Raw genomic sequence first — 26,168 nt, forward strand, 5'->3', positions numbered from 1 at the left:
GTTGTCGGTTGGAATGGTAGCTGCCCGATTGTTTCGATTGCTGGAGGATCGGGCGGGGAGACAGAAGTTGTCAGGCAAGCCAGCGCCCCGCTTCGAGGGCGGCGAGGCCGGCGAGCACCACGACGGTGGCGATGAGCCAGCGGCGCTGGCGGGTGTTGGCGGCGGCGAGGCGGGCGATCTCGGCGCGGGCCGCGTCGTCGCGTTTCTCGGAGGCCAGCGCCTGATGCACCAGGCGCGGCAGCTGGGGCAGGGTGGCGGCCCAGGCGGGCGCTTCGTCTTTCAGGTGACGGACGAGGGCGCGCCAGCCGATCTGGTCGTTCATCCAGCGCTCGAGGAAGGGCTTGGCGGTCTTCCACAGATCGAGATCCGGGTCGAGCTGGCGGCCGAGGCCTTCGATGTTGAGGAGCGTCTTCTGCAGCAGCACCAGCTGGGGCTGGACTTCCATCTCGAAGCGGCGGGCGGTCTGGAACAGCCGGAGCAGCGTCTTGCCGAAGGAGATGTCCTTCAGCGGGCGGTCGAAGATGGGTTCGCACACCGCGCGGATGGCGCCTTCGAACTCGTCGGCGCGGGTGTGGGCGGGCACCCAGCCGGCCTCGATGTGGGCCAGCGCCACGCGCCGGTAATCCCGCTGGAAGAAGGCCAGGAAGTTGGTGGCGAGGTATTTTTTATCGGTGTCGTTGAGGGTGCCGATGATGCCGAAATCCAGCGCGATGTAGCGCCCGCGGGCGGCGCCATCGGTGGCGACGAAGATGTTGCCCGGGTGCATGTCGGCGTGGAAGAAGCCGTCGCGGAACACCTGGGTGAAGAAGATCTCGACGCCGGCGCGGGACAGCGCCTTGAGGTCGATGCCGGCCTTGCGCAGGGTGTCGAGCTGGGAGATGGGGATGCCCTTCATCCGCTCCATCACCATCACGTTGGTGGTGCACCAGTCCCAGTGCACTTCAGGCACCACCAGCAGCTCGGAATCCTTGAAGTTGCGCCGCAGCTGCGAGCAGTTGGCGGCCTCGCGCATCAGATCGAGCTCGTCGCGCAGATACTTGGAGAACTCGGCGACGACTTCCCGCGGCTTGAGGCGGCGGCCTTCGGGCCAGATTTTTTCGAGGATGGTCGCGGCGGCGTCGAGCAGGGCCAGATCGTGGGCGATCACCGGGGCGATGCCGGGGCGCAGGATCTTGACGGCGACCTCGGTGCCGTCGGGCAGCTCGGCAAAATGCACCTGGGCGATGGAAGCGGAGGCGATCGGCTGGCGCTCGAAGCGGGCAAACACCTCGTCGGCGTGCTTGCCGTAGGCGGCTTCGAGCTGCACCAGGGCTTCGTCGCTGGAAAACGGCGGGACGCGATCCTGCAGGCGGGCGAGTTCTTCGGCGATGGCCGGCGGCAGCAGATCGCGCCGGGTGGACAGCATCTGGCCAAACTTGACGAAGATAGGGCCGAGGGATTCGAGGGCCTGACGCAGGCGGGCGCCCGAGGGTTCGTCGAAGTGGCGGCCGAAGCGCAGCGCGCGCGCCAGCCAGGCCAGCCGGCCGGTCGGCTCGCTGGAGAGGATCATCTGGTCGAGGCCGTATTTCAGGCTGACGGAGACGATCTTGACGAGTCGGAAGAGGCGCACGGCGGCAGGCGAAAAGGAAAACGCGGATTGTGCCCCGAAAGCCGGGCCGGCGGAAGCGTGGGCGGGGGCTTCAGCGCCTGATGCGGGGACGCGCCGGCGCAGGGGCTGGCGCGGGCGGCGGGGCGATCGGATGGACCTGCTCGGTGAGCCAGCGCACGGTGCTGCGGATGTCGCGCTTCACGGCTTCGTCGGCGGTGCCGAAGCTGACCGTGCCGTCGGGATCGATGGAGAACGGCGGCAGGCGCCATTCCCGCTCGACCACGAAAAGAAAGTCGCCGTCGCGGATGGCCTTCTGGGCCACCACATAACCATAGGGCCGGTCGCCGAAGCGGCTGCAGTAGGCGGTGCGGGTGGAATGGCCGAGGCCGTCGCGGGCACCGGTGACGAGGCCGCTGGTGGTGAACTCCGGGCAGTGCCGGGCCAGGCCGGCGGCGATGTGGCCGAGGTAGGCCTCGGGGCTCATCTCCTGGGCACCAAAGCGCTGGACGAGCAGGCGGTCGCGGTAGTCCTCGATGCCCTGGCCGCGGGGCACGTATTCTTCATGGCGGATGCCGTTGCCTTCGCGCAGGTCGATGATCCGCCAGCCCTGGCCGGCCGGCAGCGGCACGCGCCAGTCGAGGGTGGGCGCGTCGGCAGCGGCGCCCGTCGCCAGCAGCAGGCTGGCGGCGAAAGCCGCGAAGCGGACCGGAAGACGACGGAAAAAAGTGCTCACGAGGCAAGTTTGCCACGTAGCAAGCGCTTTGTCGGCGGGCTTAATTCGCACGAAAGTTTGCACGACAGGCGGGACGCCCGGCGCTTGGATATAATCCTGTGCTTTTAGTCGCAGTATTTGCCATGAGCGCCGATCCGAAAACCCAGCTTGCCGACCTCCTGCGTGCCGCCCTCATCAGTGTGGCGCCCGACCAGGCCGAAACCCCGATCAACCTCGAGCGGCCCAAGCAGGCCGGTCACGGGGATTTTGCGAGCAACCTGGCGCTGCAACTGGCCAAGCCGCTGAAGCGCAATCCCCGCGAACTCGCCGCCCTGCTGATGGCTGAGCTGCCCAAGTCGCCGCTGGTCGCCAAGACCGAAGTGGCGGGCGCCGGCTTCATCAACTTCACCCTCGCTTCCGACGCCAAGACGGCGGTGGTTGCCGCGGTGCTGGGCGCCGGTGAGGCCTTCGGCCGCGGCGTGAAGGCCGGCGTGAAGGTGCAGGTCGAGTTCGTGTCGGCCAACCCCACCGGCCCGCTCCACGTGGGCCACGGCCGTGGCGCCGCCTATGGCGCGTCGCTGGCCGACGTGCTGGATTTCGCCGGCTTCGACGTGACCCGCGAGTACTACATCAATGACGCCGGCCGTCAGATGGACATCCTCGCGCTGTCCACCTGGCTGCGTTACCTCGATCTCTTCGGCATCGCCATCGCCTTCCCGCCCAACGCCTATCAGGGCGACTACGTGAAGGACATGGCCGCCCAGATCAAGACCGGCCACGCCGACCGCTTCGCCCAGGTTACGGCCGCCGACGTGCTGGCGGGCGCCCCGTCGGTCGAGGCCGACAAGGAAGGCCACCTGGACGCGCTGATCGCCAACGCCAAGCGCCTGCTCGGCCCCGATTACGCCTGGGTGCATGGTTTTGCGCTCAACGAGCAACTCGGCGACGGCCGTGAAGATCTGAAGGAATTCGGCGTCACCTTCGATATGTGGTTCTCCGAGCGCTCGCTGTTCGACACCGGCCTCGTCGAGAAGGCCGTGGCCGAGCTCGAAGCCCGCGGCCACCTGTACGAACAGGACGGCGCCAAGTGGTTCCGCTCCACTGCCTTCGGCGACGAGAAGGACCGCGTCGTCCAGCGCGAAAACGGCCTCTACACCTATTTCGCCTCCGACATCGCCTACCACGCCAACAAGTACGAGCGTGGCTTCGACCGCATCATCGACATCTGGGGCGCCGACCACCACGGCTACATCCCCCGCGTGAAGGGCGCGCTGATGGCGCTGGGCCTGCCGCCCGAGAAGCTCGACGTGGCGCTGGTGCAGTTTGCGGTGCTCTACCGCGACGGCCAGAAGGCGGCCATGTCCACCCGCTCCGGCGAGTTCGTCACCCTGCGCGAACTGCGCAACGAAGTGGGCAACGACGCCTGCCGCTTCTTCTACGTGCTGCGCAAGGCCGATCAGCATCTGGATTTCGACCTCGACCTCGCCAAGAGCCAGAGCAACGAGAACCCGGTGTATTACATCCAGTACGCCCACGCCCGCCTGTGCTCGGTGCTGGGCCAGTGGAACGGCGTCCTCGCCGATCTGGCCGACGCCGATCTGGGCCGCCTCGACAACGAGCGTGAGCTCGCCCTGTGCGCCCGCCTCACCGCCTTCCCGGAAGTCGTCCAGAGCGCCGCGTCCGACTACGCGCCGCACCAGATCGCCTTCTACCTGAAGGATCTGGCCGGCGAGTTCCACAGCTACTACAACGCCGAACGGATGCTGGTGGACGACGAGGGGCTCAAGCTGGCCCGTCTGGCCCTGGCTGCCGCGGTGCGTCAGGTGATCCGCAACGGCCTCGCGCTGCTTGGCGTTTCTGCTCCCGATTCGATGTAATCCCGGACTTCTCCATCCATGAGTCGCGATCTCAAGCCACGTCCTCAAGCCAGGAAGCCCAAATCGGGCAGCCGCGGCGGCACCCTTGTCGGCATTTTTGTCGGCCTGATCCTGGGGGCCCTGGTGGCTGCCGGGATCGCGCTGTACTTCACCGCCTCGTCGCCCTTCAGCAAGCCCAAGGCGGCCGATGAGCGGACGGTCGTCGCGCCGCCGGCCAAGCCCCAGGGCAGCGAGCCCATCGCGCTGCCCGGTAAGGCCGGCGACAAGCCTGTCGAGAAGCCGCGCTTCGACTTCTACAACGTGCTGCCCAAGGGTTCGGATGCGCTGCCGGCGCCCACCAAGCCTGAGGAAACCACCGAAGTCGTGAAGACCGACAAGCCCGCCAAGGATAAGTCTGACAAGGCCGCCACCACCGACACCGCCAAGGCCGACAAGACCAAGTCCACCGAAGGCATGGACAGCGCCGAGCGCGCCAAGGCCGAGGCGGCGCTGCTCGACAAGCCGGCCCCCGCGCCCGAGAAGTTCTACCTGCAGGCGGGCGCCTTCGAAGACCCCTCCGAGGCGGACAACCTGAAGGCGCGTCTTGCGTTGATGGGGGTGGAGGCCAGCGTCCAGAAGATCGAAGTGCCCGACAAGGGCACGATGCATCGGGTGCGTACGGGCCCCTACCTCGGCCAGGACGTGATGACCAAGGCGCGGGACAACCTCACCGCCAACGGCATCACCACTGCCATCGTGAAGATCAAACCCAAGGAACCAAAGCCGGCCACCGCCGCTCAATGAGTCCTTTGGATCGAAGGAGAAACCCTAATGCAGCGTCGTGACGTCCTCAAACAGCTCTCCGCCCTTGCAGCCCTCGGCGGCCTTGGTCTGCCCGCCTGGTCGCAGGGCAGTGGCAAGGGCTTCGAACTCGTTTCGCCGCCCCAGCCCACCGAGGCCAAGGGGAAGATCGAAGTGCTGGAGTTCTTCCACTACGGCTGCCCCCACTGCCGCGCCTTCGATCCGGCGCTCGACGCCTGGGTAAAGAAGCTGCCGTCCGACGTGGTGTTCACCCGCGTCCCGGTGATGTGGGGCCAGCAGATGCTGGTGGGCCTCGCCCGGCTGTACGCGACGCTCGACGCCACCGGCGATCTGCCGCGCCTGCACGGCCAGATCTTCGAGGCCGTCCAGTCCGAGAAGCTGCCGCTCAACACCGAAGCCGCTGCCCAGGAATGGGTCGTCAAGAAGGGTGTGGATGCGAAGAAGTTCGCCGACGCCTACCGGGGCTTCAGCACCAACGTGCGCGTCAAGCGCTTCGAGGAAATCGCCCGCAACTACAAGGTCGACGGCGTGCCGACCCTGGCGATCGACGGCAAGTACTTCACCTCCGGCTCCCTCGCCGGCACCCACGAGGCGGCGCTCAAGGTGGCGGATCAGCTGATCGCCCGCGCCCGCAGCGAACAGGGCCGCAAGTAAGCCCGCCACGCCACCCGGCTTTCGCGTCGGGCGGCGTGCTTCCTTTCTCATCCCGTGACCGAACGCGTCTTCATCACCGGTGCCTCCAGCGGCATCGGCGCCGCCTTGGCGCGCCACTACGCGGCCCGGGGCGCGGTGCTGGGCCTCGTAGCCCGGCGTCGTGACGCCCTCGCTGCGCTGGTGGCGAGCGTGCCCGGCGAGCACGCCATCTACATCGTCGATGTGGCAGACGGCGCGGCCTTGCAGGCTGCGGCGGCCGATTTCGTGGCGCGCTTCGGCCTGCCCGACGTGGTGATCGCCAATGCCGGCGTGTCGGTGGGCACGCTCACGGAAGAAGCCGACGACCTGCCCGCCTTTGAGCGGGTGATGCGCACCAACGTGCTGGGCATGGTGGCCACCTTCCAGCCCTTTGCGGCGCCCATGCGGGCTCGCGGCAGCGGACGGCTGGTGGGCATCGCCTCGGTGGCGGGCATCCGCGGCCTGCCCGGGGCCGGGGCATACAGCGCCTCCAAGGCCGCGGCGATCGCCTATCTGGAAAGCCTGCGGGTCGAGCTTCACGGTAGCGGCGTGCGGGTGGTCACCATCGCCCCCGGCTACATCGAGACGCCGATGACCGCGGTGAACCGCTACCCGATGCCTTTCATGCTGCCGGTGGACGAAGCCGCCCGGCGCTTCGTGCGGGCCATCGACGCCGGCACCACCTACACGGTGATCCCCTGGCAGATGGGCGTGGTGGCCAGGCTGCTGCGCCTCTTGCCCAACGCGGTGTTCGACCGCATCTTTGCCCGCGCCGGTCGCAAGCCGCGCGGGCTCGATCTGTAGCCGGCGCCCTCAGCCGAGCTGGGTGATGGCGGGCAGGTACTTCTTGCCCAGCGCATCGGCCACGATCGGGTGGGTGACGTGGCCGTTGCACACATTGAGGCCGGCGCGCAGGCCGGCGTCGTCCTTCAGCGCATCCTTCCAGCCCTTGTCGGCCAGCGCCAGCACGTAGGGCAGGGTGGCTGCGTTGAGGGCGTAGGTGGCGGTGCGGGCCACCGCGCCGGGCATGTTGGCGACGCAGTAATGCACCACGCCATCCACCACGAAGGTCGGGTCGGCGTGGGTGGTGGGGTGGGAGGTTTCGATGCAGCCGCCCTGGTCGATGGCCACGTCCACGATCACCGAGCCGGTCTTCATGGTGGCGAGCATCGGCCGGGTGACAAGCTTGGGCGCGGTGGCGCCGGGGATCAGCACCGCGCCGATCACCAGATCGGCATGGGGCAGCACGCTTTCGATGGCGTCACGGGTGGCATAGAGGGTCTTGACCCGCCCGCCGTACACTTCGTCCAGGTGGCGCAGCACGGCCAGGGATTTATCGACGATGGTCACGTCGGCGCCGATGCCCACCGCCGTGTGGGCCGCGTTGTTGCCCACCGTGCCGCCGCCCAGCACCACGACCCGGCCAGGCTCCACGCCGGGCACGCCGCCCAGCAGCACGCCCCGGCCGCCGTGGGATTTCTCCAGCGCCGCAGCGCCGGCCTGGATGCTCATCCGTCCGGCCACCTCGGACATCGGCGCCAGCAGTGGCAGGCCACCGCCGGGTGCGGTGACGGTTTCGTAGGCGATGGCGGTGACGCCGCTGGCAAGCAGCGCCTCGGCGAGTTCTGGCGCGGGAGCCAGGTGCAGGTAGGTGAACAGGATGTGGTGGGGCTTGAGGCGCGCCTGCTCGTCGGGGAGCGGCTCCTTCACCTTGACGATCATCTCGGCGGCCTCGAAGACTTCGGCCCCGCTGGCGCTGATGGTGGCGCCGGCGCGTTCGTAATCGGAATCCGTGGCGCCGATGCCGAGCCCGGCGCCGGTCTCGACGAACACCTGGTGGCCATGAGCGACGACCTCCCGGACTGCACCCGGGGTCAGGCCGACCCGATGTTCATGGTTCTTGGTTTCCTTGGGAACGCCGATTTTCATGATCTTCTCCGTGGCTGGAAGGGTTGGCTTGCTTCAGGTGAGAGTGCGGGCGCGGATGCTTGTTCCACGTACCATCCAATAACGGTGCGGCTCCTGAGATACTTGCGCGATGATGCAGAACAACAATGATGAAGATTTTCTGGTGGACGCAAGCGGCCGTCGCCACCAGCCCCATTCCGGCCCGGCGCGGATCGTCTCGCTGGTGCCCTCGCTCACCGAGCTGGTGTGCGATCTGGGGCTGGCCGGGCAGCTGGTCGGGCGGACAGGCTTTTGCATCCACCCGCGGGCGATCCTGAAGCCCGTCCCCAAAGTGGGCGGCACCAAGGACGTGAACCTTGAGCGCCTGCGCGAGCTGGCGCCGACCCACGTGATCGTCAACGTTGACGAAAACCGGCGCGAATGCGTCGAGGAGATCGCCGCCTGCGTGCCTCACGTGATCGTTACCCACCCGTGCACGCCCGAGGACAATCTGCCGGTGTATCGTCTGCTGGGTGGCATCTTTGGCTGTGAGGCCGAGGCTGAGCGGCTGTGCGCCGAGCTTGCCGCGGCGCTGGACGAGGCGCGGGCCGTGGGCGCCAGTCTGCCGCTCGAGAAGGTGCTCTACCTCATCTGGCGTGAGCCCTGGATGACCGTGGCGCGCAGCACCTACATTTCGGCGATGCTGGCGACAGTGGGCTGGCAGACGGTTCCCGAGGCCGACGAGCCGCGCTATCCGGCCTTCGAATGGGATGCGCCGTGGCTGGCGGGTGTGGCGCGGGTCTTTCTGTCGTCCGAGCCCTATCGCTTCCGCGACAGCCACCTGGCCGAGGTGGCCGCCGCGTCGGGGCGGCCGGCGGCGCTGATCGATGGGGAGATGGCTTCGTGGTACGGCAGCCGGGCAGTGGCCGGGCTGCGCTATCTCACCGGGCTGCGCCGCACGCTGGCCGGCGTGCCATGAAAAACGCCCACCGGAGTGGGCGTTTGCGCTGAAGCCGGGGGCGATCAGCTGGGCTGACGCAGCACCTGATGGGGCGCCGGGATCGGCCAGTTGTTGGCGCCGCCCACTTCGGCCAGGGCCTTGTTGGTGTCGAAATACACCTGCCAGTAGTGGTCGTTGTGGCAATAGGGGCGCACCACCAGCTTGGTGCCGGCGGCGTTGAACTCGAGGATTTCCACATCCGGCGCCGGGTCGGTCAGCACGTTGGGGATCTGTTTGATGCGGGCGCGGATGAGTTCCATTGCCTGCTTCGGATCCACGCTGTGGGCCAGCTGGGCGGTCAGGTCCACCCGACGGGAGGGGTTCAGCGTGTAATTGACGATGTTGTCGGAGAACAGCTTGTTGTTGCCGATGGTCGTCCGCACGTTGTCGGGCTGGTCGATGGTGGTGGCGAACAGGCCGATTTCCTTGACGGTGCCGGTGACGCCCGCGCCGCTGATGAAGTCACCCACCTTGAACGGGCGCAGGATGATCAGGAAGGCGCCGGCGGCGAAGTTGGAGAGCAGGCCGCTCCACGCCACACCGATGGCCACGCCGGCGGCGGCGATGAGGGCGGCGAAGCTGGTGGTCTCGATGCCGAACACCGACAGGATCACGATGACCAGCACGATGCGCATGACCACCCGCAGGGTGGCCTCGACATAGCGGACGAGGGTGGGCTCGACCTTCTGGCGGGTCATGCCGCGGTTGGACAGGTTGCCGATGATGTTGATCAGCCAGCCGCCGATGATCCAGAGGGCGACCGCGCCGGCGAGTTTCCAGCCGAGGGGAATGAGGTAGGTGGTGATGAGGTTGCCAACGTCGAAAGACATTTCAGTGGCCATGGCGTGCTCCGTCATGAGGGTTGAGTCCCCAGTCTATCCAGACTGGGTGTCCGGGGTTGCCATGATATGTGAATTGTTGTGTCGACGTGCAGGCCTCTGTGACGTCATGGGCTTTACGCCAGCTGGATTTGCAGTTTTTCGGGCGTGAGGATGGCGAAACGCGCGGCGATGACCGGGCGTTTGCCGAGCTTGAGCACCAGCTTGTCGCGGGTCAGGAGCGCCCGGGCGCCGCTGTCGCGGGCGAGCTCGAGGAACTTCTGATCGTCCCGGTCGAGGCAGTTGGGCAGTTCGCAGGCGGGCGGATCGACGGGTTCGACAAGCGTGCAGCGGGCCCGGTAGGCGGCGGCGATCTCGGCCTGACGTTCGGGGCTCTGGGCAAACTGCGAGTAGGCGAGCACCCGGGCAAGCTCGCCCAGGCAGTCTTCCCGGCTGACCGGGCGGAGCGCGCCGCTCTCGACGGCCGCGCGCAGGCGCACGAGGGCGGGATCTTCGAACATCCACAGGGACAGCACCACGTTGGTGTCGAGGACGACGGGCAGGCCGTGGGGGAGCGGGGTTTCGAGCGGGTAGGTGGCCACGGTTGGTGAAGTGGGGCGATTGAGGCTGAGGCGGAAAAAGGAAAAGGGGGCCGAGGCCCCCTTTCTTCATGCAGGCTGCCGATGGATCAGGCGGCCTTCTTCTTGGCGTCGAGACGGGCCTTGACGAAGGAGCCCGGTGCATCTTCGAGCACCTTGAACTTGCCGTTGAGCGGATCGCGGGCCGGAACCTTGCTGCTGTCCTGGGCCATCAGCCAGGCCTGCCAGTCGGTCCACCAGGAGCCGGGGTGCTGCTCGGCGCCGTTGAAGAACTCGTCGGCGGTGGCGGGCAGCTTGGCGGCCGGGTTGGTCCAGTAGCCATACTTGTTGGCTGCCGGCGGGTTGACGATGCCGGCGATGTGGCCGGAGCCGCCCAGCACGAAGCGCACGTTGCCGCCGAAGTTGCGGGCACCGGAGTAGGTGCTCTTCCACGGGGCGATGTGGTCTTCGATGGTGGAGATGAAGTAGGTCGGGACCTTGATCTTGGACAGATCGATGGGCACGCCTGCGATCTCGATGCCACCCGGCTCCTTGAGGAGGTTGTTCAGGTACATGTTGCGCAGGTAGAAGCTGTGCATCTTCGCCGGCATGCGGGTGGAATCGGAGTTCCAGTACAGCAGGTCGAAGGGGAACGGATCCTTGCCCATCAGGTAGTTGTTCACCACGAAGGACCAGATCAGGTCGTTGGCGCGCAGCATGTTGAAGGTGCCGGCCATCTCGGAGCCTTCGAGGTAGCCGCGCTCGAACATCTTCTTCTCGAGGCTGGAGATCTGGCCTTCGTCGAGGAAGACGGAAAGTTCGCCCGGATCGGCGAAGTCGGTCATGGTGGTGAAGAAGGTGCCGGACGCCAGGCGCTTGTCCTTCTTGGCGGCCATGTAGGCCAGGGTGGTGGCGAGCAGCGTGCCGCCCAGACAGTAGCCGGCGGCGTTGATTTCCTTGGCGCCGGTCTGTTCGCAGATGGCGTCGACGGCGGCCAGGGTGCCTTCGAGCAGGTAGGCGTCGAAGCTCTTCTCGGCCAGGCGCTCATCCGGGTTGACCCAGGAGATCACGAACACGGTGTGGCCCTGATCGACGCACCACTTGATGTAGGAGTTCTTCTCGCGCAGGTCGAGGATGTAGAACTTGTTGATCCAGGGCGGGACGATCAGCAGCGGGCGCTTGGAAACGTCCGGGGTGGTCGGGGTGTATTGCAGCAGCTGCATCATCTCGGTCTGGAAGACGACCTTGCCCGGCGTGGTGGCCACGTTGCGGCCCAGCTCGAAGGCGGTGGTGTCGGTCATCTTGACGCGCAGGTTGCCGTCGCCTTCTTCCACGTCGCGCAGCAGGTTGTTGAGGCCCTTGATGAGGTTCTGGCCGTGGCTCTTGACCGTCTCGCGGAAGACTTCCGGGTTGGTCAGGGCAAAGTTGGACGGCGACAGGGCGTCGATGTACTGGCGGGTGTAGAAGTTGACCTTTTTCTGGGTCTGGTCATCCAGGCCATCCACGCCGGAGACGGTGTCGTGGATGTGGCGGGCGGTGATCAGGTAGGACTGCTTGATGAAGTCGAACAGGAAGTGCTCCTGCCATTCTTCATCCTTGAAGCGCTTGTCGTCCTTGGCGGGGGCGGCGACCGGGGCGCTGGGCGCCATGCCGGTGAAACGCATCATGGAGTGCTGCCACAGGGAGAAGTAATCCCACACGAGGTTCATCTGGGCCTGGGCCAGACGGTACGGGTTGGCCAGCAGCTTGCCCATCATGTCCATGAAGGCCTGGGCGATGCCCAGCTCGTCGGTGGGGGCGGACATGCCCTTCTGGACCTGCTTCTGGATGTGGTCGGCCAGCAGCTTGGAAGCGCGCTGGGCGACTTCGGCGTAGGTCTTGGCGACTTCCTTCGGGTCCGGCAGTTCGGACTTGGCGACTTCTTTTTCTGGCGCAGCCATTGTTGGGCACTCCTTGTTAGATGCTTTTGACGAAACGAACCACCCCATCGTCTCCGACCCGGCCTACCAGCTCGCCCTTGTGTTCGAGGTGGTTCAGGTGGGCGATGGCCTCCCCCATTGCAAACATGACCTGATGCGTATCCAGCTCGCGCGGGAAGAGGGTCGCAAGAATCTCTTCCGCACTGCGGGGATCGGTACATGCAGCAAGCAGTTCCGCGCAGCGGTCGTCGTGGTGCTGGACGAGCTGATCAACCCGAAGGGCGATGCCGCGGAACGGCCTCCCGTGGGATGGTAGCACGAGCGACGTGTCCGGCAACTGCTTGAAAGCGCTGATCGAATCGAGGAAGCGGCCGAGCGGGTCGTCATGTGGCGTTGCAGCAAAAACGCTGACGTTGGTGGAGATCCGGGGTAGCAGCATGTCGCCCGAAATCAGCACGCCGATGGCCTCGCAGTAGAGGGAGACGTGCTCCGGCGCGTGGCCGTAGCCGACGATGACCTTCCAGTGCCGGCCGCCGATGGTGAGCACGTCGCCGTCGATGAGGCGCTCGTAGGTGGTCGGCAGCGACGGCACGCCGCGGGCGTAGGCGTTGCCCCGGCCCGAGAGCGCGGCGGCGCGGTCGTCGTCGAGGCCGTGGTGGCGGAAGTGGGCGACCATCGAGGTGACGTCGTAGCCGGTGAGCTGATGCCACAGGGCGTAGCCGCCGAGGTACTCGCCCTGGGACATCACCACGCCGGCGCCGGTCTTGTCGGACAGCCATTTGGCGAGGCCCAGGTGATCCGGGTGGCAGTGGGTGACGATGATCTGCGTCACCGGTTTGCCGAGGCGGGCGAGGATGGTTTCCCAGGCGTCGCGGGTGGCGTCGAGGGCGTAGCCGGTATCGACGATCGCCACGCCTTCGCCGTCCTCGATCAGCCACAGGTTGATGTGGTCGAGGGCGAAGGGCAGCGGCATGCGGATCCAGGACACGCCAGGGGCGACCTCGCGGGTCTCGCCGGCCTCCGGCACGCTGTCGAAGGGGTATTCGAGGGTCGGGGTGCTCATTGCTGCTGTTCTCCTGGAAATCCGTCGGCCGCGTTGTCCGGCCTCGGGAAATCTGATTTACTGATTCGATGATCGACGAAACAACCTACACCATCGGTGATCTGGCCCGCGAGTTCGGGATTACCCCGCGTGCTATCCGCTTCTACGAGGACGAAGGCCTGCTCGCGCCCGTCCGTGCCGGCCGCAACCGCATCTACAACAAGCGCCACCGCACCCGTCTCGGCCTGATCCTGCGCGGCAAGCGGCTCGGCCTGTCGCTTGCCGAGATCGGCGAGCTGCTCGGCATGTACGACGGCCTGCGTGACTCGGCCCCGCAGCTGCGCCGCCTGTTGGTGGTGCTGGCCGAACGCCGACGGGCCCTCGAGCAGCAGCGCGAGGACATCGCCGCGGTGCTCGGCGAGATCGACATCCTCGAGCGGCAGTGTGCCGAACAGCTGGCCGAGAACCCGGAAGGCGCCGCCGCCGCCCACGCTGCACTGGCTGCCCGCCTGGGCGAGGGCGCTTGATCTTTTTTACCACCAAAATTACGTTTACGTAAACGTAATTCAAAGCGCCCGTACAGGCTGCGCCAATAAAAGGAGACACGCCATGACCCGTCCGCCCCTGGAGCCCTTCCGCCCCCGCGACCCGAACTACGCCGCCCGCGTCCGGGCGAGCTTCGACCTGCAGCACGCGATGGCCCTGATCGGCGCGAAGATGGCGGTGGTCGAGCCCGGCTACACCGAGATCCACCTGCCGTACCGGGAAGGCATCACCCAGCAGCATGGCTTCATCCACGGCGGGGTGGTGGGCATGATCGCCGACTCGGCGGCCGGCTACGCCGCCAACACCCTCACCTCGGCCGACGCCAGCGTGCTGACGGTGGAATACAAGATCAATCTGATCGCCCCGGCCGACGGCGAGCGGCTGGTGGCGCGCGGCGAGGTGATCCGCCCGGGGCGCACGCTGATCATTACCAAGGCCGAAGTCTTTGCCGTGAAGGCGGAGGAATGGACGCTCTGCGCGGTGATGCAGCAGACGATCATGGTCATGCACGGCCGTCAGGAAAAGCCTGCCTGAAAGGGCTTCGTGCACAAAAAGGCGTGGCTCTACCCATGCCCGGGGGTGAAACGGCCCGCCTGAGCGAGTATCCTGCTGGGTTGTTTCGACTTGTTATGGAATTGATCGATGGCTGTAACCCTTCGCATCCTCAGTGCCGATGACCACGCCGAGATCGAGCATGTCCGCCAGTTTTTCCGCAACTACGCCGCCTGGCTGGGTGTAGATCTCGGTTTCCAGAACTTCGGGGAGGAAATGGCCTCCCTGCCCGGCGCCTATGCCGCGCCCGCGGGGCGGCTGTTCTTTGCCGAGCTCGACGGCAAGCCCGCCGGCTGTGTGGGCATCCGCCCCTCCACCGAAGGCATCTGCGAGATGAAGCGGCTCTACGTGGAGCCCGAGGCGCGTGGCACCGGAGTTGGCCGCGAACTCGCCCTGGCCGCCATCAAGGCCGCCAAGGTGCTGGGCTACCGCAGGGTGATGCTCGACACCCTGCCGGCCATGCGCATCGCCGTGAAGCTCTACCGGGAGCTGGGTTTCAAGGAGGCGCCGGCCTACTACCCGACCCCCGTGGAAGGCACGATGTTCCTCTCCCTCGACCTGGAGAACTGGTCTGAGAGCGAAGTTCAGAACGAAAACCTGTTCCACCTCTTCGACTTCAATCTCGCCTGGGCGCGGCGCATGCGCCAGGTCGATCCGGGCTACTTCGAGAAGCTCTCCACCCTGCAGGCGCCCGAGTTCCTGTGGATCGGCTGCTCCGATTCCCGCGTGCCGGCCAACGAGATCATCGGGCTGATGCCAGGCGAGGTCTTCGTCCACCGCAACGTGGCTAACGTGGTGGTGCACACCGACCTCAACTGCCTGTCGGTGATCCAGTTTGCGGTGGATGTGCTGAAGGTGAAGCACATCATGGTCGTCGGCCACTACGGCTGCGGCGGCGTGCGCGCGGCGCTGCAGCGGGATCGCGTCGGGCTGGTGGATCTGTGGCTGCGTCACGTGCAGGATGTTCACGTGAAGCACGTCAGCCGCGTCGATCTGCTGCCGCCCGAGATGCGCCACGACCGCCTGTGCGAGCTCAACACCATCGAGCAGGTGGTCAATGTGTGCCAGACCATCGTCGTCCAGGACGCCTGGAAGCGCGGTCAGCGGCTCACGGTGCATGGCTGGGTGTATGGCCTCAAGGACGGCCTGATCCGCGACCTGGGCATCAACGTGAGCCGGCGCGAGGATCTCATGCCCCGTTACCTGGGTGCCCTCGAGGCCCTGGAAAGCTGATACCGGAGACCCGTGATGGCCGAACCCCGGCTTGCCGAAGGCATCGACCTCGATTTCCTCAACGCCCGGGGTGCGGGCCATCTGCCGGGCTGGTTCGGTTTTGAGGCCGTGACCCTCGAGCCGGGGCGCATGGGTTCGCGGATGCTGATCCGCCCCGAGATGCTGGCCCCCAACGGCTATCTCCACGCCGCAACGATCATCGCCATGGCCGACAGCGCGGCGGGCTACGCCACCCGCGCCCACCTGCCTGAAGGCGCCAAGAGCTTCACCACCATCGAGCTGAAGACCAACTTCTTCGGCACCCAGACCGACGGCGTGCTCCTGTGCAACACCACGGCGGTGCACATCGGGCGCAACACCCAGGTGTGGGATTCCGAAGTCACCAGCGGCGGCTGCGGCCGGCGGCTGGCGCTGTTCCGCTGCACCCAGCTGATCCTGTGGCCCAAGACCCCCTGAGACGGAGACCGACCCATGACCGAACCCCGGCGCAGCACTGCCCCCATCGACTTCTACTTCGATTTCTCCTCGCCCTACGGCTACTTCGCTGCCGAGAAGATCGACGCGCTGGCCGAACGCTACGGGCGCACGGTGCTGTGGCATCCCTTCCTGCTGGGGGTTACCTTCAAGGTCACCGGCCTCGCGCCGCTGCCGTCGATCCCGCTCAAGGGCGCCTACTCGATGCACGACATCGAACGTTCGGCCCGCTACTTCGGCCTGCCCTTCAAGCAGCCCAGCACTTTCCCGATCCCCACCCAGCACGCCGCGCGGGCGTTTTTGTGGATCAACGACCGCAGTCCGCAGAAGGCGCGGGAGTTTGGCCTCGCCGCCTACCGGGCGTATTTCGTCAATGACGTGAATATCTCCGACCTCGGCGCGGTGCTCGACATCGCCGCCGGCGTCGGCATCGACCGGGACGAGCTCTCCGGCGTGCTGTCCGGTACCGAGATCAAGGCGCGTCTAGCCGCCGAGGTGGATCTGGGCCTGTCGCGCGGGGTGTTCGGCTCGCCCTTCATCATCGTCGATGGCGAAGCCTTCTGGGGCGCCGACCGGCTGCCCCAGGTGGAGCGCTGGCTGGCCGAAGGCGGGTTCTGAGCGGCCGGTCGTCGGAGCGACACGCAATGTGATGCCCTTCGGTCGCCCGCCATGGATAATGCGGGCTGACCGACCCAACCGGCATCACAGAAAATTCGCCTCCCGGAGACCCGCATGTCCGCCCCCATCGACTTCTATTTCGATTTCTCCTCGCCCTACGGCTACCTGGCCTCCGAGCGGATCGACGAGCTCGCCGCCCGCCACGGCCGCGCCGTGATGTGGCACGCCATCGTCCTCGACGCCCAGTTCCAGCCCCAGGGCGGCATGAAGATCCCGGCCGGGCTGATGCGCACCGAGTACGTGCAGCGCGACACCGAGCGCACCGCGGCCTTCTTCGGCATCCCCTTCAAGCAGCCCAGCCCGTATCCGGTGCACACCGAACATGCCGCCCGCGCCTTCCAGTGGCTGTCCGACCGCGACCCCGAAGAGGCCCGCGCCTTTGCCCATGCGGTGTTCCGCGCCTACTTCGTCGACGGCCGCAACATCGCCGAGACCAGCGTGCTCCTCGACATCGCCGACGCCCTCAAGATCGACCGGGAGGAAGTCTCCGACGCCTTCTCCGATCCGGCCACCAAGGCACGCCTGAAGGCCGAGATCGACCTGGCCGAAGCCCGCGGCGTGTTCGGTTCGCCCTACTTCATCGTCGAAGGTGAAGGCTTCTGGGGCAATGACCGCCTGCCGCAGCTCGAGCGCTGGCTCGAAAAAGGCCCCTTCTGACGGAGCGTCAACCATGCGGCGCATCTGTGTCTTCTGTGGCTCGCGCACCGGCGTGCGGCCGGCCTACCGGGCGGCGGCCGAAGCCCTCGGCAAGCTCCTCGCCGAGCGCGGCATCGAACTCGTCTACGGCGGCGGCAACGTCGGGCTGATGGGCGTCGTCGCCGATGCCTGTCTTGCCGCTGGCGGCAAGGTGGTCGGCGTCATCCCGCGCGCGCTGATGGACTGGGAAGTGGGCCACGAGGGCCTCACCCGGCTCGAAGTCGTTGATTCCATGCACACCCGCAAGGCGCGCATGGCCGAGCTCGCCGACGGCTTCATCGCCCTGCCCGGCGGGCTTGGCACCTTTGAAGAGCTGTTCGAGATCCTCACCTGGGCGCAGCTCGGCTTCCACAACAAGCCGGTGGCCCTGTTCAACGTCGAAGGCTACTACCTGCCTCTCGTCCAGATGATGGAGCGGGGCGTCGAGGAAGGCTTCATGAAACAGGAAAACCGCGGTCTGCTGCTCGTCGAGGACAACCTCTTCGCGCTGCTGCGGTCGATGGCTGCGTATCACCCGCCCGCCGTGGGCAAGCGCATTCGCGACGAAAAACACCTATAACACCCCAATAACCCGACACCCCCCGGAGAACACCCATGAAGACCCGTGCCGCCGTCGCCTGGAAAGCAGGCGCCCCGCTGACCATCGAAACCGTCGACCTCGAAGGCCCGAAGGCCGGCGAAGTGCTGGTCGAGGTCAAGGCCACCGGCATCTGCCACACCGATTACTACACCCTCTCCGGGGCCGACCCGGAAGGCCTGTTCCCGGCCATCCTCGGCCATGAAGGCGCCGGCGTCGTCGTCGATGTGGGCCCCGACGTGAAGTCGCTGAAGGCCGGCGACCACGTGATCCCGCTCTACACGCCGGAATGCCGCGAGTGCAAGTTCTGCCTGTCGCGCAAGACCAACCTGTGCCAGAAGATCCGCAGCACCCAGGGCCGCGGCCTGATGCCCGACGCCACCAGCCGCTTCAGCCTGGATGGCAAGCCGATCCTGCACTACATGGGCACCTCCACCTTCTCGAACTACATCGTCGTGCCCGAGATCGCCCTGGCCAAAATCCGTGAAGACGCGCCCTTCGACAAGGTCTGCTACATCGGCTGCGGCGTGACCACCGGCGTGGGCGCCGTGCTGTTCACCGCCAAGGTCGAGGCCGGCGCCAACGTGGTCGTCTTTGGCCTCGGCGGCATCGGCCTCAACGTGATCCAGGCCGCCAAGATGGTCGGCGCCGACAAGATCATCGGCGTCGATCTCAACCCCGCCCGCGAGGCCATGGCCCGCAAGTTCGGGATGACCCACTTCATCAACCCGAACGACGTGGAAAACGTGGTCGATCACATCGTCCAGCTCACCGACGGCGGCGCCGACTACAGCTTCGAGTGCATCGGCAACACCAAGGTGATGCGCCAGGCGCTCGAATGCACCCACAAGGGCTGGGGGCAGTCGGTGATCATCGGCGTGGCCGAGGCCGGCGCCGAGATCTCCACCCGGCCGTTCCAGCTGGTCACTGGCCGCGTCTGGAAGGGCTCGGCCTTCGGCGGCGCTCGCGGCCGCACCGACGTGCCGAAGATCGTCGACTGGTACATGGAAGGCAAGCTCAATATCGACGACCTCATCACCCACACCCTCACGCTGGATCAGATCAACGACGGCTTCGATCTCATGAAGCGCGGCGAGTCGATCCGTTCCGTCGTCATCTACTGATCCAGCCACTGCCATGCCCTTCGAAACCCTCTCCCAGCATCTCTGCTTTGGCGGTCGGCAGGGGTTTTACCGCCATCAGTCGCGGGAGATCGGGTTGCCGATGCGCTTCTCGGTCTTCGTGCCGCCCCAGGCGGCCGACGGGCCGGTGCCGGTGCTGTTCTATCTCGCCGGCCTCACCTGCACCGAGGAAACCTTCCCCATCAAGGCCGGCGCCCAGCGGCTGGCGGCCGAGCTGGGGCTGATGCTCGTCGCGCCCGACACCAGCCCCCGCGACGCGCGCATCCCCGGCGAGGCCGACGCCTGGGATTTCGGCGTGGGGGCGGGTTTCTACCTGGATGCCACCCGCGAGCCGTGGTCGCGCCACTGGCGGATGGAAAGCTACATCACCGGCGAGCTGCGCCAGCTCATCGGCCTGCGCTTCCCGGCCGATCTCAAGCGCTGCGGCATTTTCGGGCATTCGATGGGCGGCCACGGGGCGCTCACCCTGGCCCTGCGCCATCCGGATCTATACCGCTCGGTGTCGGCCTTCGCGCCCATCGCCGCGCCCAGCCGCTGCCCGTGGGGCGAGAAGGCCTTCAGCGGCTACCTGGGCACCGACCGGGCCATGTGGCGCGAGCACGACGCCTGCGCGCTGGTGGAGGACGGCCGGCGCTGCCCGCCGATCCTCATCGATCAGGGCATGGCCGACCAGTTTCTGGCCACCCAGCTCAATCCGGACCGCTTCGAGTGGGTGTGCTGCGACGGCCAGCCCCTCACCTTGCGCCTGCATGAGGGCTACGACCACGGCTACTACTTCATCTCCACCTTCATGGCGGACCACCTGGCCCACCACGCGCAGTTCCTTAAAGCCTAGGCCCGCGGGATGGACATCGCCGGCCTCGACCCCTCCACCCTCGCCGACAGCGTCAAGCCGCTCCTCGACTGGCGCGACGTGCCGGTGGACCTCGCCTCGCTGGCGGCCCTGGCGGCCGGCCTCGGCTGGGCCAGCGGGCTGCGCCTCTACGCGCTGGTGTTCGTGCTCGGCGCGCTCGAACGTTTCGCCGGCGCGCACCTGCCGGGCGGCCTCGGCGTGCTGGCCCATCCGCTGGTGCTGGGGGTGTCCGGGCTGCTGCTGCTCGTCGAGTTCTTCGCCGACAAGCTGCCCTGGCTGGATTCCCTCTGGGACGCCGCCCACACCTTCATCCGCATCCCCGCCGGCGCGGCGCTGGCCGCGGCGGTGATGGGCGACCAGAGCGGCGCGCTGCAGATCGCCATGGGCCTCCTCGGCGGCACCCTGGCGGCCGGCACCCACTTCGCCAAGGCCAGCGCCCGGGCGGCGATCAACACCTCGCCCGAGCCCGTGAGCAACGTGGTCACGTCGCTGGGCGAGGACGCGCTCTTCGCCGGCGGCATGTGGACGCTGATCCACCAGCCGCTGCTTTTCCTCGGTGCGCTGGCGGTGTTCTGCGTGCTGGCGGTGGTGATGATCGCGATGCTGTGGCGCTTCGTCGCCCGCATTTTCCGGCGGCGGCCCCAGGCCACGAACTGACAAGGCCCGGCGGTGTTTCGTCGGCTGAATTTCAAGCGCCCTCCGCCCTCCGCATAAAGACAAGCGGATAAAAAGTGCGGAAATCTCGAGGTTATGCAATTAAAATTGGCGGTGCATTGAAGCGCTGCCAAGGAAATCCGATGACCCTCCCCACCCATGTCCGCCTCGTCGAGATGGGCCCCCGCGACGGCCTGCAGAATGAAAAGCAGGTCGTCAGCACCGAAACCAAGGTCGAACTGATCGCCCGCCTGGGCGCCGCCGGCCTGCCGGCCATCGAAGCCACGTCCTTTGTGTCGCCCAAGTGGGTGCCGCAGATGGGCGACAACGCCGAGGTGATGCGCCGCATCCAGCGCCTGCCCGGTGTGAGCTACCCGGTGCTCACGCCCAACCTGCAGGGCTTCGAGGCGGCGTTGGGGGTGGGGGCGACCGAAGTGGCGGTGTTTGGCGCCGCGTCCGAATCCTTCAGCCGCAAGAACATCAACTGCAGCATCGCCGATTCCCTCAAGCGCTTCGAGCCGGTGATGGCCGCAGCCAAGGCGGCGGGGGTGAAGGTTCGCGGCTACGTGTCGTGCGTGCTGGGTTGCCCCTACGAGGGCGAAGTCGATCCGCAAGCGGTGGCCGACGTCGCCGCCACGCTCTACCAGATGGGCTGCTACGAGGTGAGCCTGGGCGACACCATCGGCGTCGGCACCCCGGGCAAGACGCGCCAGATGCTCGACGTGGTGGCCCGCCAGGTGCCGGTGGGCAAGCTCGCCGGCCACTACCACGACACCTACGGGCAGGCGGTGGCCAACATCTACGCGTCGCTGGAAGCCGGCGTCGCGGTGTTCGACGCGGCGGTGGCGGGCCTCGGTGGCTGCCCCTACGCCGCGGGTGCCTCGGGCAACGTGGCCACCGAAGACGTGGTGTACCTGATGAACGGCCTCGGCATCCACACCGGCATCGATCTCGACAAGCTGGTGGACACCGCCGGCTGGATCAGCGAACGCCTGGGCCGCTCGCCGGCCTCGAAGGTGGCGCGGGCGGTGCTGGCGAAGCGCGCCAAGCCCGTATAAGCTCCCGGGTTCACGAAGACCCGCCGACAACGAGCGGCGGGCGTCGACCCCCAGAGCGCATCATGACCATCCAATCCCCCTGCACCTCCGTCTGTCGCATGAACCCGGCCACGGGCTACTGCGAAGGCTGTTTCCGCACCATCCCCGAAATCACCGACTGGGGCCGCGCCGGCGACGACCGCAAGCGCGCGATCCTGGCCGACATCGCCAGCCGTCGGGCTGCCGCCGAGCGCCTCGACGGTGGCCTGCGCAGCGAGTGCGTGAGCAACGGTTGAGGCGGCGATGAGCGAAGAGAACCCCTGTATCGGCGTCTGCGAGATCGACGACGGCTACTGCACCGGCTGCGGCCGCAGTGCCGACGAGATCTTCGGCGAGACCGACTCCGATCCCGCCGCCAGCGAGGCCGTGGCCGAAGCGCCGCCGCCCGTCACCGGCCCGACCGAAGCCGCCGACTGAGCGCGCCATGCTGCCCCCCGGCATCCGGGTGCTGGAGCGAGGCTGGCTGTCTGCCAACAACATCCTGCTGTTCGACGACGGCGACGCCACGCTCATCGACAGCGGCTATGTGACCCACGCTGCCCAGACCGTCGCGCTGGTCCGCGAGGCCCTCGGCCCGCGCCGGCTCACCCGTCTGCTCAACACCCATTCCCACTCCGACCACATAGGTGGCAACGCCGCGGTGCAGCGGGCGTTCGGCTGCCGGATCGGCGTGCCCCACGGCATCGTCGACGCGGTGAAGACCTGGGACGAAGATGCGCTGCTGCTATCCACCACCGACCAGCAGGGCGAGGCCTTCCATCCCGACCACGCGCTGGCGCCCGGTGACCGGATGGTGATGGGCGGGCTCGAATGGCAGGCGCTGCCCGCACCGGGGCACGACATGGACGCGCTGGTCTTCCACGCGCCGGATGCTCGCGGGCTGATCTCCGGCGACGCCCTGTGGCGCAACGGCTTCGGCATCCTGTTCGCCGACGTGATCGGCGCCGGCGGCGGGATCGAGGCGGCGCGGGCGACCCTCGAAGCCATCGGCCGGCTGTCCATCGACTGGGTGATCCCCGGCCACGGCGCGCCCTTCGTCGAAGTGGACGAGGCGCTCGCCGCCGCCCTTGCCCGGCTGCGCTACTTTGAAGAGGACGGCGCGCGGATGGCCCGCAACGCGATCCGCGCCTGTTTCACCTTCACGTTACTTGAGCGGCGGACAATGCCCCTCGGCAGCCTGCCGGATCATCTGGCCCGGGTGGCGCTGTTCCGCGACGCCAACCAGCGCTTCCTCGGCCTGACGCCGGAGGCCCTCGCCGACTGGCTGGTGGCGGAGCTTTTGCGGGCCGGGGTGGTGGAAATTCGTGAAAACAAGCTCTGCGCCACATGAATTAACAGTTATGTGACTTTTTGTAGAAACGGGGGAGAGTAGCTTGTGCGAAGCTTGACCACTATTCTCATAAGAACTGCGGCATTTCGTCGCAGACAGGCCGCCCACCTTCGGGTGCAGGCCTCCCCAAAGCAGGTTTCTCCATGCAACTCGTCCTGATCAGTGGTCTGTCCGGTTCCGGCAAGAGCGTCGCGCTCAACGTGATGGAGGACTGCGGCCATTACGTCGTCGACAACCTGCCGTCGGCGCTGCTGCCCCAGCTCGTCACTCATCTGCGCGGCTCCGGCTACCAGCGCATCGCCGTCGCGGTGGACGTGCGCTCCGGCGCCGGCATCGCCGCGCTCCCCCAGCAGATCGAATCCCTGCGCGCCATGATCGGCGACGTGCGCTTCCTGTTTCTGGATGCGCGCGACGACACCCTCATCGCCCGCTTCTCCGAAACCCGCCGCAAGCACCCGCTCGGCGACGACGACGTGACCCTCGCCGAGGCCATCGCCCGCGAGCGGGAAGCGCTGGCGTTGATCTCCGAGCTCGGCCACCGCATCGACACCAGCGATCTCTCCGCCAACACCCTGCGCAACTGGGTGAAGAGTTTCATGCGGCTGGAAGCGGGCGACCAGATCACCCTGCTGTTTCAGTCCTTCGGCTTCAAGCACGGCATCCCGATGGACGCCGATCTGGTGTTCGACGTGCGCTGTCTGCCCAACCCGCACTACGACCCGGTGCTGCGGCCCCTCACCGGGCGCGACCAGCCGGTGATCGACTTCCTCGAACGGGTGCCCGAAGTCGGCCAGATGACCGACGACATCTACCGCTTCGTGGCCCAGTGGCTGCCGTCCTACGTAAACGACAACCGCAGCTACCTCACCGTGGCCATCGGCTGCACCGGCGGCCAGCACCGCTCGGTGTACATCGCCGAACAGCTCGCCGAGCGTTTCCGCGAAAGTGCCCGGGTGCTCGTGCGGCACCGCTCCTTCAAGACCTGACCCGTGCCGGATCTGCCCGCCGTACGCCGCTGGCTGGCCGCCTGGGCCGTCCATCTGCGGATGGGCGACGGGCTCGTGCTGGCGGCGGCGCTGGTGTTCAGCGTCGGATCGGCCCTCGTGCTGTGGCAGGGTGGCCGGCCGGACAAGGCCATCATCAAGGCCGGCGGGCAGGTGTTTGCCGAGGTGGATCTCTCCGCCCCGCGCATCGTCGAGGTGCCGGGGCCGCTCGGCACCACGCGCATCGAGGTGCAGCCCGGCCGGGCCCGCGTGGCCAGCGATCCGGGCCCGCGCCAGTACTGCGTGCGCCAGGGCTGGCTGGCCAGTGCAGGGGCGGTAGCGATCTGCGCGCCCAATCAGGTGAGCCTCGCCCTCTCCGGGCGGCGGGCCGACTATGACTCCCTCAACTATTGAGATCCGCCTCGTCCCCACCGCCGACGACCACCGGGTGGCACGTCATGCGGCGGCGGCCATCGTGCTCACCGTGGCCGAGGCGGCGATTCCGCTCCCACTGCCGGGGGTCAAGCCCGGGCTCGCCAACATCGTGACGCTGGTGGTGCTGGCCCGCTGGGGCTGGCGCGAGGCGGCCTGGGTGGCGCTGCTGCGGGTGCTCGTGGGCAGCCTCGTACTGGGGCAGTTCCTGGCGCCGGGCTTCTTCCTGAGCCTCGCCGGCAGCCTCGCCAGCCTGGGCGTGCTGGGGGCCGCGATGCATCTGCCCAGGCGCTGGTTCGGGCCGGTGAGCCACAGCGTGCTGGCGGCCTTCGCCCACATCGGCGGCCAGCTGGTGGTGGCCCGCCTGTGGCTGGTGCCCCACGACGGGGTGTTCTATCTGGTGCCGGTGTTTGCGCTGGCAGCGACGCTCTTCGGGCTGGTCAACGGCCTCGTCGCGGCCCGGCTGCTGGATGCCGAACTAGCGCCGGCGACGCCGCGAGACGGGGCGTAGCGCCGGTTTGTCGGGCAGGCCGATGGCGGCCCGGGAGAGCCGGTCGGCGTCCGGGTTGCGGTGGCGGGGCACCCATTCCAGCCGCACCGACGTGAAGCGCGCCAGCAGGGCGAGGGTGCCGTCGATGAGGCCGACCAGCCGCGGTACTTCGGTGTGCGCCTCGCCCCGCAGGTGACGCACCGCAAAATCGCTGTCTCCCTTCACCACCAGATGCTGCGCGCCGGCGGCGAGCGCCAGCTCCAGCGCCCGACCCAGGGCCAGCAGCTCGGCCTCGTTGTTGCAGCCGCTGCGCCCGCCGGGCTCCGACACATCCATCCGCTGGCCCTCGGGCCCCAGCAGCAGCGCGCCCAGGCCGATGCGCCCGGGATTGGGGTGGGCGGCACCGTCGAACCAGATGAGCCAGGTGTCGGCGGGCGGCGGGAGGGGAGCGGGGCGAGTCACGGCAGCGATGGAAGACCGGCAGGAGAGGGCAGGGCCGACTTTACGGCCTTCCGGCGGGTTTGTCGCGTCCGGCGGAAACACCTGGATAAATGCGATTTTTGTAAAAAATCACCAACAATCCCCTGCCGCCGTCAGGGGATCACACATCTCATGGCTAAATGGTGGACGAGATCAAGCGGGTCACGGGCGTCAGCCCGACCCCGGTGTGGGAGCCATGACCGAGACGCCCGAAAATGCCGCGCCAGCCTTGCCCTATCCCTGCGCCACGCTGGAACGGACCTGCCTGCGACGCTGGTTCGAGATGGATTTCCAGGGGGCGCGGACGGGCGTGCTCATGCTGCAGGCGGCCGGCGCCCGCGGCGTCGGGCTGCTTGGCCTCGTGGATGACCCCAGCGCCGAGATCGCGCTGCTGGCGTCCCGGCTGGTCGATCCGGCCGGCAAAGCGCATCCCGACATCCAGGCTCTGGGCTGCGCCGCAGCCTGCGATGCCCGGCTGCGGGGCGATGCCGGCGACGAACCCCTCGACATTCTGCGTGCCCGCCTGGCCGAGCTGATCGCCCAGGACGCAGCCCTGTCACCCCATGCCCGTTCGGCGCTGCTGCTGCGCAAGGGGCTGCTGACCCTGATCCTCGACAGCAATGTGGATCTCGCCCGCGGCGCCTTTGCCGAAGGCGAGCGGATCGCCGTCGCGGTGGGCTCGTTGCCGCTGGAGCTGGTCCACCGCACGCTGGCCTGCTTTGTCGATTGCCTGGCCGGCGAAGTGACGCGGGCGGATGTGAGGCTCTCCGACGTCGAGCTCCTGTGCCATCTGGATGGCGCCGGCCTGCTGCCGCGGGTGCTGGTGCACAGCGCCCTCGGCCTCATCGGCCTGCTGGCCGGCGACGCGGAGCGGGCCCATGGGATCCTCTCGGCGGGCGCGGGGCTGCCCGGGGTGGAGACGCTGTCCGACGCCGTGACCCTGCCGCTGCTGGCCCACCGGACCTACGCCGCGGCCGACCTGGGCCGCTGCGACGAGGTGCGGAAGCTGGCCCAGGCGCTCGGCGAGCGGGTCATCCCGGCGCGCCAGGCGCTGCTC

At 67.5% G+C, this 26,168-nt stretch carries 31 protein-coding genes; 23 read left to right on the plus strand and 8 right to left on the minus strand.

All coding sequences use genetic code 11. From position 1 onward, the window contains the following. Positions 1-70: 70 nt before the first annotated feature. Positions 71-1,609 (minus strand): ubiquinone biosynthesis regulatory protein kinase UbiB, encoded by a 1,539-nt coding sequence (gene ubiB / locus QQK25_RS18530; RefSeq protein WP_284189274.1) that lies wholly within the window; start codon positions 1,607-1,609, stop codon positions 71-73. A 70-nt stretch (positions 1,610-1,679) separates the two neighbouring features. Next, positions 1,680-2,321, minus strand: coding sequence for a hypothetical protein (locus QQK25_RS18535; RefSeq protein WP_153160784.1), 642 nt, complete (start codon positions 2,319-2,321; stop codon positions 1,680-1,682). A gap of 122 nt (positions 2,322-2,443) precedes the next feature. On the opposite strand from QQK25_RS18535, the gene argS reads away from it, so the two are divergent. Genes argS through QQK25_RS18555 form a run of 4 tightly spaced genes read left to right on the plus strand, consistent with a single transcriptional unit; the run spans position 2,444 to position 6,454 of the window. After that, the gene (argS, locus tag QQK25_RS18540) at positions 2,444-4,177 is read left to right on the plus strand and encodes an arginine--tRNA ligase (RefSeq protein WP_284189275.1); all 1,734 of its coding nucleotides are present in this window, start codon (positions 2,444-2,446) and stop codon (positions 4,175-4,177) included. Positions 4,178-4,195: 18 nt separating this feature from the next. Continuing rightward, positions 4,196-4,960, plus strand: a complete 765-nt coding sequence (locus QQK25_RS18545; RefSeq protein ID WP_284189276.1) for an SPOR domain-containing protein — start codon at positions 4,196-4,198, stop codon at positions 4,958-4,960. A gap of 27 nt (positions 4,961-4,987) precedes the next feature. Next, complete coding sequence (locus QQK25_RS18550) at positions 4,988-5,632, plus strand: thiol:disulfide interchange protein DsbA/DsbL (RefSeq protein ID WP_284189277.1); 645 nt, start codon at positions 4,988-4,990, stop codon at positions 5,630-5,632. Between the two features lie 54 nt (positions 5,633-5,686). After that, complete coding sequence (locus QQK25_RS18555) at positions 5,687-6,454, plus strand: SDR family oxidoreductase (RefSeq protein WP_284189278.1); 768 nt, start codon at positions 5,687-5,689, stop codon at positions 6,452-6,454. 9 nt (positions 6,455-6,463) lie between these two features. On the opposite strand, the gene ald is transcribed toward QQK25_RS18555, so the two are convergent. Beyond that, complete coding sequence (gene ald / locus QQK25_RS18560; protein WP_284189279.1) at positions 6,464-7,579, minus strand: alanine dehydrogenase; 1,116 nt, start codon at positions 7,577-7,579, stop codon at positions 6,464-6,466. Between the two features lie 109 nt (positions 7,580-7,688). On the opposite strand from ald, the gene QQK25_RS18565 reads away from it, so the two are divergent. Continuing rightward, positions 7,689-8,516 (plus strand): helical backbone metal receptor, encoded by an 828-nt coding sequence (locus QQK25_RS18565; protein WP_284189280.1) that lies wholly within the window; start codon positions 7,689-7,691, stop codon positions 8,514-8,516. A 44-nt stretch (positions 8,517-8,560) separates the two neighbouring features. Here the strand turns inward: QQK25_RS18565 and QQK25_RS18570 are convergent, their stop codons facing one another. The 4 genes from QQK25_RS18570 to QQK25_RS18585 form a co-directional block, all read right to left on the minus strand. Then, positions 8,561-9,367 carry a mechanosensitive ion channel family protein gene (locus QQK25_RS18570; RefSeq protein WP_153160778.1) on the minus strand — a complete coding sequence of 269 codons (807 nt, stop codon included), beginning with the start codon at positions 9,365-9,367 and terminating at the stop codon, positions 8,561-8,563. 125 nt (positions 9,368-9,492) lie between these two features. Beyond that, positions 9,493-9,957 carry a putative toxin-antitoxin system toxin component, PIN family gene (locus QQK25_RS18575; RefSeq protein ID WP_284189281.1) on the minus strand — a complete coding sequence of 155 codons (465 nt, stop codon included), beginning with the start codon at positions 9,955-9,957 and terminating at the stop codon, positions 9,493-9,495. An 86-nt stretch (positions 9,958-10,043) separates the two neighbouring features. Continuing rightward, positions 10,044-11,873: a PHA/PHB synthase family protein gene (locus QQK25_RS18580; RefSeq protein WP_284189282.1), complete on the minus strand. Its 1,830-nt coding sequence runs from the start codon at positions 11,871-11,873 to the stop codon at positions 10,044-10,046. A 16-nt stretch (positions 11,874-11,889) separates the two neighbouring features. Next, positions 11,890-12,915 (minus strand): MBL fold metallo-hydrolase, encoded by a 1,026-nt coding sequence (locus tag QQK25_RS18585; protein WP_284189283.1) that lies wholly within the window; start codon positions 12,913-12,915, stop codon positions 11,890-11,892. A 68-nt stretch (positions 12,916-12,983) separates the two neighbouring features. On the opposite strand from QQK25_RS18585, the gene QQK25_RS18590 reads away from it, so the two are divergent. The 17 genes from QQK25_RS18590 (at position 12,984) to QQK25_RS18670 (ending at position 24,652) form a co-directional block, all read left to right on the plus strand. After that, a complete protein-coding gene (locus QQK25_RS18590) occupies positions 12,984-13,421 on the plus strand; it encodes a MerR family transcriptional regulator (protein WP_284189284.1) in 438 nt (145 codons plus the stop codon). 82 nt (positions 13,422-13,503) lie between these two features. Then, a complete protein-coding gene (locus QQK25_RS18595; protein WP_284189285.1) occupies positions 13,504-13,974 on the plus strand; it encodes a PaaI family thioesterase in 471 nt (156 codons plus the stop codon). Positions 13,975-14,082: 108 nt separating this feature from the next. Continuing rightward, complete coding sequence (can, locus tag QQK25_RS18600) at positions 14,083-15,225, plus strand: carbonate dehydratase (protein WP_284189286.1); 1,143 nt, start codon at positions 14,083-14,085, stop codon at positions 15,223-15,225. 15 nt (positions 15,226-15,240) lie between these two features. Continuing rightward, positions 15,241-15,681: a PaaI family thioesterase gene (locus QQK25_RS18605; protein ID WP_153160772.1), complete on the plus strand. Its 441-nt coding sequence runs from the start codon at positions 15,241-15,243 to the stop codon at positions 15,679-15,681. 15 nt (positions 15,682-15,696) lie between these two features. After that, entirely contained in the window at positions 15,697-16,317 is a 621-nt protein-coding gene (locus tag QQK25_RS18610) for a 2-hydroxychromene-2-carboxylate isomerase (protein WP_284189287.1), read from the plus strand. A 114-nt stretch (positions 16,318-16,431) separates the two neighbouring features. Then, the gene (locus QQK25_RS18615) at positions 16,432-17,034 is read left to right on the plus strand and encodes a 2-hydroxychromene-2-carboxylate isomerase (RefSeq protein ID WP_284189288.1); all 603 of its coding nucleotides are present in this window, start codon (positions 16,432-16,434) and stop codon (positions 17,032-17,034) included. 13 nt (positions 17,035-17,047) lie between these two features. After that, positions 17,048-17,632: an LOG family protein gene (locus QQK25_RS18620; RefSeq protein ID WP_284189289.1), complete on the plus strand. Its 585-nt coding sequence runs from the start codon at positions 17,048-17,050 to the stop codon at positions 17,630-17,632. Positions 17,633-17,667: 35 nt separating this feature from the next. Further along, entirely contained in the window at positions 17,668-18,774 is a 1,107-nt protein-coding gene (locus QQK25_RS18625; RefSeq protein ID WP_284189290.1) for an S-(hydroxymethyl)glutathione dehydrogenase/class III alcohol dehydrogenase, read from the plus strand. Positions 18,775-18,787: 13 nt separating this feature from the next. Then, complete coding sequence (fghA, locus tag QQK25_RS18630; protein WP_284189291.1) at positions 18,788-19,627, plus strand: S-formylglutathione hydrolase; 840 nt, start codon at positions 18,788-18,790, stop codon at positions 19,625-19,627. A 9-nt stretch (positions 19,628-19,636) separates the two neighbouring features. Then, positions 19,637-20,302, plus strand: a complete 666-nt coding sequence (locus QQK25_RS18635) for a DUF4126 domain-containing protein (RefSeq protein WP_284189292.1) — start codon at positions 19,637-19,639, stop codon at positions 20,300-20,302. Positions 20,303-20,442: 140 nt separating this feature from the next. Further along, positions 20,443-21,357 carry a hydroxymethylglutaryl-CoA lyase gene (locus QQK25_RS18640; protein WP_284189293.1) on the plus strand — a complete coding sequence of 305 codons (915 nt, stop codon included), beginning with the start codon at positions 20,443-20,445 and terminating at the stop codon, positions 21,355-21,357. 62 nt (positions 21,358-21,419) lie between these two features. Beyond that, positions 21,420-21,632, plus strand: a complete 213-nt coding sequence (locus tag QQK25_RS18645; RefSeq protein ID WP_284189294.1) for a DUF1289 domain-containing protein — start codon at positions 21,420-21,422, stop codon at positions 21,630-21,632. Positions 21,633-21,639: 7 nt separating this feature from the next. Next, positions 21,640-21,813 carry a DUF1289 domain-containing protein gene (locus QQK25_RS18650; protein WP_284189295.1) on the plus strand — a complete coding sequence of 58 codons (174 nt, stop codon included), beginning with the start codon at positions 21,640-21,642 and terminating at the stop codon, positions 21,811-21,813. A 7-nt stretch (positions 21,814-21,820) separates the two neighbouring features. After that, positions 21,821-22,726 carry an MBL fold metallo-hydrolase gene (locus QQK25_RS18655; protein ID WP_284189296.1) on the plus strand — a complete coding sequence of 302 codons (906 nt, stop codon included), beginning with the start codon at positions 21,821-21,823 and terminating at the stop codon, positions 22,724-22,726. Positions 22,727-22,869: 143 nt separating this feature from the next. After that, a complete protein-coding gene (rapZ, locus tag QQK25_RS18660; RefSeq protein ID WP_153160762.1) occupies positions 22,870-23,712 on the plus strand; it encodes an RNase adapter RapZ in 843 nt (280 codons plus the stop codon). Between the two features lie 60 nt (positions 23,713-23,772). Further along, positions 23,773-24,123 carry a NusG domain II-containing protein gene (locus tag QQK25_RS18665; protein WP_284189300.1) on the plus strand — a complete coding sequence of 117 codons (351 nt, stop codon included), beginning with the start codon at positions 23,773-23,775 and terminating at the stop codon, positions 24,121-24,123. Further along, entirely contained in the window at positions 24,104-24,652 is a 549-nt protein-coding gene (locus QQK25_RS18670; RefSeq protein ID WP_284189297.1) for a Gx transporter family protein, read from the plus strand. The genes QQK25_RS18665 and QQK25_RS18670 overlap by 20 nt, the downstream gene beginning before the upstream one ends. Here QQK25_RS18670 and QQK25_RS18675 read toward each other — a convergent pair. Beyond that, positions 24,620-25,093, minus strand: coding sequence for a ribonuclease HI family protein (locus tag QQK25_RS18675; protein WP_284189298.1), 474 nt, complete (start codon positions 25,091-25,093; stop codon positions 24,620-24,622). The two genes, QQK25_RS18670 and QQK25_RS18675, sit on opposite strands and share 33 nt — an antisense overlap. 214 nt (positions 25,094-25,307) lie before the next feature. Here QQK25_RS18675 and QQK25_RS18680 point away from each other — a divergent pair. Continuing rightward, positions 25,308-26,168: hypothetical protein (locus QQK25_RS18680; RefSeq protein ID WP_284189299.1), on the plus strand; the 861-nt coding region annotated here is incomplete at its 3' end.

The sequence above is a fragment of the Zoogloea oryzae genome, assembly GCF_030161255.1.
GTDB classification, from domain to species: Bacteria; Pseudomonadota; Gammaproteobacteria; order Burkholderiales; family Rhodocyclaceae; genus Zoogloea; species Zoogloea oryzae.